Genomic DNA, 11609 nt, shown 5'->3' with positions numbered 1-11609 from the left:
ATTTATTGGTTCCGGTTTACACAGGTAAGAGACAACAGATGCAAAAGCAGAAAAAAGAAGTAATGGAAATAGGCAAGAAAAAAGGGTGACAGGGAATATCCATAGACCTGCCACCCTTATACTTTAAGAGTATAAGCTGTAAGATACGGTTATCACATTCAAAGGCTGGATTCCGGTCTAGTTAGTTGATTCACCACCCGCTTGTTGAGTTGCTGCTTCTGCTTTTTGCTGTTTCAGCATTTCTCTTTTCAATCTGCGCTGTTCTTTTCTTTTTGGCCAACGGGCAGCTTCATAAGCAGCCAGTTTTTCTTTATTTAATTGGCGATACTCTTTGGATTTTTCTCTTAATTCTTCGCGATGCTCAATTGCATATTCCCTTGATCTTTGATTAAGCAATTCACGATGTTTCTCGCGATACTTTTTGTGGTATTCTCTTTGATACTCGCGACTTTTCTTGGCCTTTTCTTCTGGGGTCATGATAATAAAAAAGTTCTTGACAAATAAAAATTGTCCGTTTTTTTGATTAACAACACATAATGTAGTACAGTGAAATAAACTACAGCGCAAGAAGTTTTGGATGGGAGTTTCTGCCAAACAAATGCAAGCAGAAGATAAATCTGGTGGAGAAGATGGGACTCGAACCCACGACCTTTTGACTGCCAGTCAAACGCTCTAGCCAACTGAGCTACATCCCCTTATTTTTCAAAAAAATACTCTGTTATTTTTTGAGTGCACAAAAATGCGAAATTTTTCTAAAAATTCAAACATTACCAGCCGGGAATCATAAAATTAATTCCGGTTACTCCACTTTGAATTTTCCCGTTATAAATAGGAAACGCCAGATAGGGCTCCAGAATGAGGTATCCGAGTGCATTAATACGCAAACTTACACCTGTGCTCATGATAGGTTTTAATTTAAGATTTTGTTTCTCACCATCGCTGAAAACATATTCGTACTTCTTACCGGGCGAACGTGCGTCGTCCCAAACCATTCCCATATCAAAAAAGAAGTTCAGGTCAGTTGGCACATACATAAAATCAATCAGAGCCAGTTTTTTCGGCCCTGTAAAAGGCATACGGATTTCAAAATTGGTTAAACCCATCTGAGACCCCTTCAATTGCTCTTCACTCAAAGCCAGGGTTGAGGTCTGGTTGCCCAATGCCTTGCCCCAGAAACCATGCATATACCAGGGGTATCCGAGAAACATCGGGTATAATCTATTATAGTCTTCTATGTTTTTGGTTCCCAGTCGGCCATAATAATATAGTCTGGCGGCAAGAGTAATGGGCTTCAGGTACTTATATTTTCTGTAATCGGCCGTAATAGCGTTATGCGCTATGTCACCAAAATATCTTGAAAACTCAAAACGGTAACGATAACCATTCAACGGTGCAGTGGTACCAAAGGTACTGTTGTCTCCAACATAGGCTACGTATAGTTTTTGCAGGCTAAACGGAGAAAACCCTTTGCCTTCAAGCTCGGCCTGTGATATACGTTGAGGTGTTAAACTACCACGATAATAACTGCCTGCCGAAGAACTTACGCCATAATAATCGCTGTAAACTCTGCCACTGTAGCTATACCAGTTGGCGCTGCCGCCCACTTCAATTCTTTTTGAGGTGCTAAGCGGATAAAAAGCGAACAGGCCTATTTCATTGATAAACAAACGATACAGATTATAGCTCGACTGAATGAGGGAATCGCCTGCCGGAATACCCAGGCTTGCTTTAATGGCAGGGTCTGTAATGTATTTATTAGTCTGCTGATAATCAGAAAAACGATAAGGTATACGAGAAAAACTGGCACCCCATTGCAACGGGTTTTTCTGATTCAGATAGGCAATCTGCCCACCGAAATCCTGTATTTCGCCATTGAGCGCCAATACGCCCGATACCTGATTATTGTTCAGCATGTCGCTGGCAAGGCCAACCACACCTCCGCCAAGCCCTGTACCCCAACGGCTGGTAGATACTCCTACACCCGAGCTCCCCAGGTAATCCAGTTTAAATCTGGGGGTATATTTTAATGTTTTCAGTCCTTTCTCTTGTACCCTGCCTGACAGTCTTTGTTTATTCAGGTTAGTTTCTACAATATTTCTACCTTCCTTCCACTCATAGGGGGCAAGGGTGGCTGCCTTTTTATCAATAATATTTTCAGCGGGTTTGGCGGTAAACTCCTCCGGCCGGGCCACATACAAATTGTACTTACCTGCCTGAAAATACGAATACACCAAAGCACCGGTTTTAGCAGCAATGCTCACCGCAGGCGAATACATGGTAATGCCGCTGATACCCGTAAAATAATTACTCAGTTTTTCAATTCCCCCATTTACTAAAGAATACCGGTAAAGATTCCTGAATCCATCTGCATCTGATAAAAAATATAAAAAGTTTCCATTGGGGTCAATCAGCGGATTAAGATTATCAGCACCCTGCAAAAAAGAGAAATTTTCAATTTTTAGCGTGTTTATATCCAGTTTTGATATTCCGTAACTGGCTTTTTCTAAACGGGTGGCATTGCTGGCCCTGTCAGACACGAAGTAAACCGAACGGCCATCGGGCGACCAGGTGGGCTGAATATCAGAATACTCGTCGTTCGTCAGGTTTTGTACCGACGCTTCTTTGATATTGAAGGCATACAAATCGCTGACGCCGTTCATCAGCCCGGATACTACAATGGTGCTTCCATCTGGCGACCACGCAGGATTTGAAAAAGAATCTACCCCTTTCAGTTCAAAAGTGCGCTTGTTCCCGTTGGCCACATCTACTATCGACAGCTTATTACGCCCCTTGCTCTGAATAACCAATGCCAGATTTCTACTATCCGGCGACCACGCCCCGGCAGTTTCAAGAAAACTGTAAGAGTCTACGTGTGAGCCAAACGAAGTACTTTCTATTTTACGCACCACCTTACCGGTATGGGCTTCGGCAATAAAAATATCTAAAGAAATAACATTTTTTGAAGAGATATAAGCCACAAAATTACCATCAGGGCTAATGGTGGGTGACAGATTCATTTCTCCTGCATTTTTAACTGAGGCAATTTCTCTGCCGGTGGGTGTAGCAGTAGTGCCTACCCGCAAAGGTGCATAAGTATCTGTCATTACTTTTTTCCAGCGGGCAGAAAACCGGTCAATATCCACTTTCAGATTTCGTCTGAAAGCCGCCTCAATGCCATAGCGGGCGGTTTCTTTAAACAATGGGCGAATCATGTCGTCGCCATAGGTAGCGGCCACGTAAGCCCAGAAGGCCTGCCCCCATCTGTAAGGAAAATACTTATATTCTTTGGTAACCAGATCCTTAATAGTAGGTATGTCGTCATTCATTACGGCATCGCGCATCCACATGGCTGTATGGGCATCAACCCTTCCCAGCGACATATACTCTGCCAATCCTTCAACCATAAACAGGGGTAAGTTCTGAAAATTAGCCAGGGTGGTAGAGTCGCCCGATGTCATCAACTGATACTGAAACGCGTGCACTAACTCATGCCCTAATACGTGGTCGGTTTGCCGTTTAGAATACATCATGGGCATAACTACCCTGTTGCGCAGCCCCTCAGTTACACCGCCTGTACCTTCTCCAATTTGTCCGCTTATAGCCGTTGTCTCCTGAAAATCAGGGTGATTCTGATAAATAATTAAAGGATTAGGTTTAATAAACGCAAGTTTGAAAACTTCCTGATGAATTTTGTACCAATGCTCACTGTTTATCATCAGTTCGTTGGGTACCGTATTATCTTTAAAATAGTGGTAGAGTTCGAAATGAGGGCTTTGTAAAACTTTAAAACCAAAGGATTTGTAGCGAGGTTTATTTTGGCCGAAGTATTGTGATTGCGAAAAGGCTATATTGCTGATTATCAATCCAATGGCTACCAAATAAACGTTTTTCATACCTTCTTTGTAGTGTTATTTTCTCATTATAACGTAAATAAAAAGAAAATAGCTTAAAACTGCATCTAAAATTATTTAACAAACTGCGGGCGGCAGGCACGTGCAAATCTGGCCTTCCAGTAGCTGTTCATCATGTTGTCTTCACGTACTCCCTTGCTTGATGACGCGTGAATAAATATTATTTCATCTTCACTTCTAACCTCGGTTACAATGCCCGAATGATTTATTTCATTGCTGGTGGTGGCAAAAAACACCAGATCACCCTTCTGAATATTCGGTATATCAATAGCCGGAAAAAACTCTGATTGCTGGCGCGATACCCGGGGCAATTTCATACCAAACTCTTTAAAACTGTTGCAAATAAGGCCTGAACAATCAATGCCGCGCTGGTCGTTTCCACCACTTCTATAAGGCACACCGGTATATGAACGGGCTACTTTTATGAGATTCGCTGTAGACATCAGCGTTGAAGTTTCAGCTTTTGTTTTTACTACCGGCTGCTCATAAGGCACCCTGGAAGGCACCGTTTTGGTGTTGCTTTTGGTTCTAAAAACATGGCAGGAAGATAAGCCCAACACCAGAAACAACAAACAAAGTAATTTCAGATTTTTTTTAAATTTAAGCACGTCAGGAAAGCATTTTATAATTCTAACGAGAAAATTAGGTCAAATTATAAAATCTAAAAACTTTTTATTGATGATTTTTTAAATTTAATCTACCACATTACCAATAATTCTACCCATAGCTACCATATCAAAGCCTTCTGAACTGTTTTGTAAACAAGCCATTTTGGTTTGTAGTTATTTAAAAAACAGAATACGGCTGCCAGACAAAAAAAATAATCAAAACATTGATGCCTTCTTTTTTTTAACTCTAAATTTGTCTTTTAAATCAATCGAATTTTTTGCAAAGAATTGTGGTTGAAATATTTAAGGCGTTGTATATGTTTTTTTATATAACTTAGCATACCTAGTGCAAATAAAACAATTTTGATTTGCCCGCCAGATGCATTTTGATAAGGTTCTATATAGCTTAATTACTCAAATAAAGCTTTAATACATGCTTTCAAACCTTCTGATTAAGAATTATGCATTGATAGAGCAACTTGAAATTTCTCCGGATGCTCATCTTAATATTGTTACTGGTGAAACAGGTGCAGGAAAATCTATCATGCTGGGTGCCATAGGTTTGCTGCTCGGTAACCGCGCTGATGTAAAAACCCTCTATAACGAAACCGAAAAGTGCGTAATTGAAGGCACTTTTTCGATGGATGGTTTTTATATAAAAAATATTTTTGACGAAGAAGAACTAGATTTCGAGAATCCCTGCATTATCCGCCGCGAAATAGCCCCGAGTGGAAAGTCAAGGGCTTTTATTAATGATACGCCCGTAACACTTGAAACACTCAGGAAAATAACCTCGCAACTGATGGATATCCACTCCCAGCACGATACCATTCAGCTGGGGTCTAACGAATATCAGTTAACCATTGTTGATACCTATGCTCAATGCCACGACAGGCTGGTTGAGTATCAGGAAAAGTACCGCACCTACCGCAAGTTGCAGGATGCCTACGAGCAATTGCAAACAGATGCCGACCAGAATAAAAAAGAATTTGAGTTCAACAGTTTCCAGTTAGACGAACTCGTGAAAGCGAAGCTGGAAGCAAGTGAGCAGGAGCAACTGGAGCAGGAACTGAACATTCTGGAACATGCCGAAGAAGTAAAACTGAAACTAAGAACGGCTCATGCTTTTCTGACCGATACCGATAACGCCGTGCTCTCAGCATTGCAAAGTGTGGTGGGCAATCTTAATTCTATTGCCGGTTTTTCGCCAGAGTACCAGCAGTTTAAAGACCGCATTCAATCCTGTCTGGTTGAACTGAAAGACGTGGCGCGTGATATAGAAACAGAAGAAGAAGGCATAGAACTAGACAGCGAGCAAATAGAAACTACCCAGAGCCGTCTTGACCTGTTGTTTAAGCTGCAACAAAAGCATGGGGTAAAATCAAATGCTGAATTGCTTGAGATTCAGGCTGTTTTAGAAGAAAAGGTAAGCAAAGTACTAAACCTGAGCGAGAATCTGGCAGCAGCCAAAGAACGGGTAGACAAGGCTTATGAAACTGCACTCAACATGGCTGAGGGGCTGTCGGCAGCGCGTCAGAAAATTTTGCCTGAAATTGAAAAACGCGTGGTGGGCTTACTGATGGAATTGGGCATGCCTAACTCAACCCTGAAAATACAACACCAGACAGGCAAACTGACCACCGACGGCATTGACCAGATACACTTCCTGTTCAGCGCTAACAAGGGTATCACTCCGCGTCAGTTAAAAGATGTTGCTTCTGGTGGTGAGTTTTCTCGTCTGATGCTGGCTATCAAATATGTACTGGGCGATAAACGTTCTTTACCGACTATCATCTTTGATGAAATTGACACCGGGATATCTGGCGAGGTAGCCATTAAAGTAGGTAAAATGATGCTTGAAATGGCGCAAAGCCTACAGGTTATTGCTATTACCCACCTGCACCAGATAGCAGGCCGAGGTACCAGTCATTTCTATGTGTATAAAGACAACAGCTCATCAAAAACCATGAGCCGTATACGACAGTTGAACACCGACGAACGGATTATTGAAATAGCTAAAATGATTGGTGGCGAAAACCCATCAGAGAGCGCCATCCATAGCGCAATTGAAATACTAGGTATAAGTGTATAAATTTTTGTAAACATAAATTTTTTTCAATGAAAGCACTACTTTATATATTACTTGCTGTGGTTACGTTCTCTTGTGCCAATAAATATGCCGAAGAAGCAGCAAAGCTGAAAACCGAAACCTTTAAATTACACGATGAGATAATGCCTGTAAGCATGGAGCTGGAGACCTATCGTAATAAGGTAATGAAAAAAGCAGAGACGATGGATTCTACTGCAAAAAAACAGGCGCTTGAAATTTCTAAACAGCTTGACCAGGCTTATACAGACATGGAAGCCTGGATGCCTAAGCTGGGCGACGCAGCTGATATGAAAGACGGCCAGGAAAAAGTGACTGCGCTTACAGAGTTAAAAACAGAAGGCGACAAACTAAAGCAAAAAACAATTGACGCCAGAAAAAAAGCAGAAGATTTTCTGAAATAAGAATTCAAAATTTTAAATCCGGCCCCTGCCTCAACCGGTGGGGCCTTCTATTTTATGAAGCACCTGATTTTACTCATGGTAGCGCTTAGCTGTGTACTCGGAGCCTGCCAACCCAAAAAACTCCCTATTCTGGGCGAACGCCAATTTATTAATGGCGACTCGGTTTATCATACTATCCCCGATTTTAAGTTTATTGACCAGGATAGCACCGAGGTAACTAATCAGACCTACAAGAATAAAATTTATGTGGCTGATTTCTTTTTTACTACCTGCCCTACTATCTGCCCAATTATGAAAACGCAGTTGCTCAGGGTTTACGAGAAATTCAAGGATAATCCGGAAGTAGGTATTCTATCGCATACCATAGACCCAAGACATGACTCTGTAGCCGTTTTAAAGGCTTATGCCAAACGTTTGGGTGTTGATGGCAAATTCTGGCATTTTGTAACAGGCGAGCGAGACAAAATTTATGAAATGGGGCAAAAAGAATATTACGTAACAGCCGGTGAAGACTCTACTGCCGCCGGTGGCATTATACATAGTGGCGCCTTTATACTGGTCGACAAAAACCGCAGGGTAAGAGGCATGTACGATGGCACTAAAGAAAAAGATGTGAGCAGATTGATAAAAGATATGGGTACACTATTGAAAGAAGAGTAAGATTATGAATAAATATCTTAAAGTGCCGGTTTTGGTTTTATCTGCTTTATTTTTGCTCAATAGCTGCCAATCGGCTGAGCAGATAAAGCTGGAACAGTACTACATAGGTGGCAAAGTGATTTATGAACAGAATTGTGCCAATTGCCACCAGAAAGACGGAAAAGGATTGCAAAACCTGTATCCACCCCTTGCCGGTAGCGATTACCTGCAAAACAAAGCACAGGTTATCAGAGTTATCAAAAACGGCCTTACAGGCGCAATTAATGTTAACGGAAAAATTTATAACCAGCCAATGCCCGCTAATAGCCAACTCCAGAATCTGGATATTGCAGAGGTAGTTACTTACATTTATAACGAATGGGCCGGTGAAAAAGAAATAACCACCGTAGAAGAAGTAGAAAAAGCCTTGAAACAACCCTGATTAATTACTGGTGGTATCCTGTTCGGCCTCTGCACCACCTGCTGCAACCGAATCAATGGCTAATACCCCAGTAGCTCGTCTCATGGTAAAATGAGTAAAATCCTGGTCACCTTCCATACCTATTCCATGTATTTCATCAAAGCGGGTTTTGATGATAAACGGATGGTCTGTAAATATTTTTCGCTTGGTTGTGGACCAGTTGAGCAAATCGGTTGAAAGGCTTTGCTGTTGAAGACGGTTGAAGAAAAAAACGTTTCCCATTACCCTGTACAATCCTTCACTTTTAAAATATCGTCCCGAATCTCCTCTCAGCGAAGAATACTCCACTCCGTTTTTGTCATAAAAGGTTACATATACAGCTTTAGGGTAAACCTCATCTTCGGTCTGTAACTTAATCTGTCTGGCTGTTGTAACTTTAACCGTAGTTTTGCCAGAATCGCTCATCATAATAGCCAGGTTATCAGTTACCATCAGAGGCCCATTGTAAACCTGCACAGGGCCGTTTTTTTTCTTGTCTTCACATGAAAAAAGAATCAAACCCACCACTACAAAAATTATCGGCAAGAGGCATCTGAAACCAGAGATAGGCATATTTTTCATAGCCTGAACATTAATCTATTTTCGATTTTAGGAACCACCGGGTATCAATCAACGAAAACCCTAATGATAGTTTCACGTAGTTTTCTTTAACTAATCCATTGCCGGCCACACCCCGGTTTCCTAAGGCTACGCCGAAATCTATATAGCTTAAGTTTCTGAAACCAAGTGGTGTAGAAAGGCCAAAAGAGATGCTTCTGTCAATAACCTGTGTATTATTGATAAGATAAGGAGTCTTAACCTGCTGGAAACCAACGCGGTAAAACACCTGGTCGAAATAGGCTGTTGAAGTAACCTTTGGCAGAAACTCAATACCGGCGGCAAATCTTTCGCTGGCTGTAAGGCTGGGTTCTGCAACACCCTGAAAATTCCGGTACTGTTTCCAGTCTTGTTTACTATATTCCAGTGCAAAAATCCATTTCAAAGGGCTTTCAAGGCTGATACCTAAACTATATTGCGAGGGCAAAATCATATTTCCGTTGGCAATACCTAGAGTATCCGGTTTTTTAAGAATCTGCGGTCCATTCTGGCCTTCTATCAGCGTAGTTAAACTTCTTAGCTGGTTGGCTTTCAATTTACTTTGAACCTCATAAGTACCGCCTACATTTAAATACCATTTTTCGGCCAGCTTTTGCTGCCATGCAAAGCCACCTTTAAGGCCAACACCTTTGGCATTAACCCGGTCTGTGTAACGAAGATAATAATCTTCGCCATCATTCAAGAGCAATCTTGAGGTGGTATCACGGCTGATATTACCGAAATAATAAGCGCCCTCAACACCAATGTATAATGACTTGCCAATTAAATGACCAGTACCCAGCGTTGCTTTAGAAAACCCTCCACGACCTTTGTAAATATACTGCACATTATTGGTTGTACCTGTTACAGGCTTAACGTATCTTGCTTCATACTCAACACTTGAATGTGGTCTTAGCCCCAAAGACATACTCCATTTTGGTTTTAAAGGAAACGCCATCATTACGTGGCTTAGGTTTACACCGAAGTCAGACTGTGAATTTGTTCCGTCAGAGAGTGTGCGGTACTGACCACGCATACCGGTGCTGAAGGTTACAAAGCGGTTTTTTGCTAACATGGCAGGGTTAGCAGTATTCAGATAGATACCATTACCAAATGTTAAGCCTGTTCCACCCATGGCATCACTGGCAATAGAGCCGCTTGGAGCAATGTCACCGATTCCTAAGGCAGAGTAAGGAGAGTTACCGGTTAGTCTTGCTTCTTTTCTTTGAGCAAATGTATCAGTAATTACCAGTGTGCAAACGAAAAAACAATTAATGAGTAGGAGGTTTTTCAACATTGTATCGTAAAATTCGGTTTAGCCCAATCAGGACTAAATTTGGTATCAATTCAATTTTTGTATTTTCAATCAGCTTTTCATCTGTCGAGCCCGCAAAGTTCGGCTTTTTTATTTGACTTTCAAAGAAAGAGGCATCACCACCACATAAGATTACGTTACAATCGCCCAGTTTAGTGTAATTTTCAATCATCCCGTTTACTTCAGCAATGATTCCGTTCACTACTCCACTCTGAATACTCGTTATCGTACTTTTGCCTATCAGCGCCGGAATCTCGTCTGCACGCACAAGGGGTAATCTTTTTGTAAACGTATGAAGCGACTCAAATCGTATTCTCATACCCGGAGAAATTATCCCGCCTCTGAATGTTCCTTTGCCGGCATCTGCTGAAACATAATCATACTTTATGGCTGTTCCCATATCAATTATCAGACAATGGCTGGCCGGGTAAAGAAAATTGGCTCCCACCGCTGCAGCCAGTCTATCGGCTCCGAGTGTTTCCGGGGTATCATAATCTTTCTCGACAGGCACCTTTGTATGGGGTGTCAGTATCAGTTTATCAAATGGTGCGTGTTCAAAGATAGCATCTAATTCCTGTTGATTACGGGTAACCGAAGAAATGATAATGCTTTTAACTTTTTTTAACGTAAGAAAATCCTTCAGGGTCTCCAATTCAAGCCCTGAAACTACCTCAAGCAGTTCGTCCCCTTCAAAAAGGCCCACTTTGGCAAAGGTATTTCCTATGTCTACTGCTCCGATCATATCTTGTCTTCCGGTTTCGCCGCTGTTATCTTCTTTGATTTCTTTCTTATCGCCTTCGGTCTTTTAACTAATTCCACTTCATACCCCAGTAATTCTCTGATTACTACTGATGCACAAACACCCCCAAAAGCAGCCGGAAGGTAAGATATAGTGCCATAGGCAGACCTTTTAAAATTACTGCCGTCGGTTAATATCAGCGAGTCGCGTTTTACTGTTTCAACAGAAAAAACAGCTTTTATACCCGAGTAAACTCCTAATTTTTTAATACGTTTTCGCACATACTGCGCAAACAGGCACTCGTAGGTATCATATAAGTCGGCAACAAAAAGTTTGGTAGGGTCTACCTTTCCGCCAGCTCCCATTGAGCTCACAATCTTTTGCTTTTGTGCATAAGCCGTAGAAAGCAACGTGAGTTTAGGTGTAATGCTGTCAATGCAGTCCATTACGTAATCATACTTTACTTCCAGTATCTCGCGGCATTTGGCTGGTGACAGAAACTCTCTCACCACATTCAACTTAAGTTCCGGATTAATGGCAAGCAGGCGTTCTGCCATAATATCAGCTTTTGATACCCCATGATTGGTAGACAAAGCCGGCAATTGGCGATTCCGGTTGCTGGGGTCTACCACGTCACCATCAACAATGGTCATTTCCCCTACCCCGGCGCGGCAAATAAACTCGGCTGCAAATGAGCCTACACCACCTAAACCAACAACCAGCACGTGGGCACTTTGTAATTTTTCGATTCCTTCTTTTCCGACCAACAGTTCGGAACGAGACAACCAGGCAGGCATTTTCTTAAAGAGTAGTAATTTTAGGTTTAATA

General features: G+C 41.8%; 11 protein-coding genes and 1 tRNA gene. 4 read left to right on the top strand and 8 right to left on the bottom strand.

Annotation, left to right across the window (positions count from 1 at the left end; translation table 11 throughout):
• Positions 1-177 precede the first annotated feature (177 nt).
• The 4 genes from MB380_RS03790 to MB380_RS03775 all read right to left on the bottom strand — a co-directional run bounded on the left by MB380_RS03790 (position 178) and on the right by MB380_RS03775 (position 4519).
• A complete protein-coding gene (locus MB380_RS03790) occupies positions 178-477 on the bottom strand; it encodes a hypothetical protein (RefSeq protein WP_101727390.1) in 300 nt (99 codons plus the stop codon).
• Between the two features lie 141 nt (positions 478-618).
• Positions 619-695: transfer RNA gene (locus MB380_RS03785), tRNA-Ala, on the bottom strand.
• A gap of 72 nt (positions 696-767) precedes the next feature.
• Positions 768-3893, bottom strand: coding sequence for a tolB protein precursor (locus MB380_RS03780; protein ID WP_253533492.1), 3126 nt, complete (start codon positions 3891-3893; stop codon positions 768-770).
• Between the two features lie 71 nt (positions 3894-3964).
• Positions 3965-4519, bottom strand: a complete 555-nt coding sequence (locus MB380_RS03775; protein WP_253533490.1) for a C40 family peptidase — start codon at positions 4517-4519, stop codon at positions 3965-3967.
• Between the two features lie 433 nt (positions 4520-4952).
• Here MB380_RS03775 and recN point away from each other — a divergent pair, with 433 nt between their 5' ends.
• Genes recN through MB380_RS03755 form a run of 4 tightly spaced genes read left to right on the top strand, consistent with a single transcriptional unit; the run spans position 4953 to position 8111 of the window.
• On the top strand, positions 4953-6611 hold the full coding sequence (recN, locus tag MB380_RS03770; RefSeq protein WP_253533488.1) for a DNA repair protein RecN: 1659 nt from the start codon (positions 4953-4955) through the stop codon (positions 6609-6611).
• 26 nt (positions 6612-6637) lie between these two features.
• Complete coding sequence (locus MB380_RS03765) at positions 6638-7030, top strand: hypothetical protein (RefSeq protein WP_253533486.1); 393 nt, start codon at positions 6638-6640, stop codon at positions 7028-7030.
• Positions 7031-7084: 54 nt separating this feature from the next.
• Positions 7085-7690: an SCO family protein gene (locus tag MB380_RS03760; RefSeq protein ID WP_253533484.1), complete on the top strand. Its 606-nt coding sequence runs from the start codon at positions 7085-7087 to the stop codon at positions 7688-7690.
• A 4-nt stretch (positions 7691-7694) separates the two neighbouring features.
• On the top strand, positions 7695-8111 hold the full coding sequence (locus MB380_RS03755; RefSeq protein WP_253533482.1) for a cytochrome c: 417 nt from the start codon (positions 7695-7697) through the stop codon (positions 8109-8111).
• On the opposite strand, the gene lptC is transcribed toward MB380_RS03755, so the two are convergent.
• From lptC to MB380_RS03735, 4 genes are read right to left on the bottom strand one after another with little or no spacing between them, the layout of a single operon-like run.
• Positions 8112-8711, bottom strand: a complete 600-nt coding sequence (gene lptC / locus MB380_RS03750; protein WP_253533480.1) for an LPS export ABC transporter periplasmic protein LptC — start codon at positions 8709-8711, stop codon at positions 8112-8114. It lies immediately after the preceding gene.
• Positions 8712-8721: 10 nt separating this feature from the next.
• Positions 8722-10023: a hypothetical protein gene (locus tag MB380_RS03745; protein WP_253533478.1), complete on the bottom strand. Its 1302-nt coding sequence runs from the start codon at positions 10021-10023 to the stop codon at positions 8722-8724.
• Positions 9998-10783, bottom strand: coding sequence for a type III pantothenate kinase (locus MB380_RS03740; protein ID WP_253533477.1), 786 nt, complete (start codon positions 10781-10783; stop codon positions 9998-10000). Before MB380_RS03740 ends, MB380_RS03745 begins: the two co-directional genes overlap by 26 nt.
• Positions 10780-11577: a ThiF family adenylyltransferase gene (locus tag MB380_RS03735; protein WP_253533475.1), complete on the bottom strand. Its 798-nt coding sequence runs from the start codon at positions 11575-11577 to the stop codon at positions 10780-10782. Before MB380_RS03735 ends, MB380_RS03740 begins: the two co-directional genes overlap by 4 nt.
• Positions 11578-11609 lie beyond the last annotated feature (32 nt).

Source organism: Emticicia sp. 21SJ11W-3, from assembly GCF_024138715.1.
Taxonomy (GTDB): domain Bacteria; phylum Bacteroidota; class Bacteroidia; order Cytophagales; family Spirosomataceae; genus Emticicia; species Emticicia fluvialis.
This window is presented reverse-complemented; position numbering and strand designations above follow the sequence as displayed.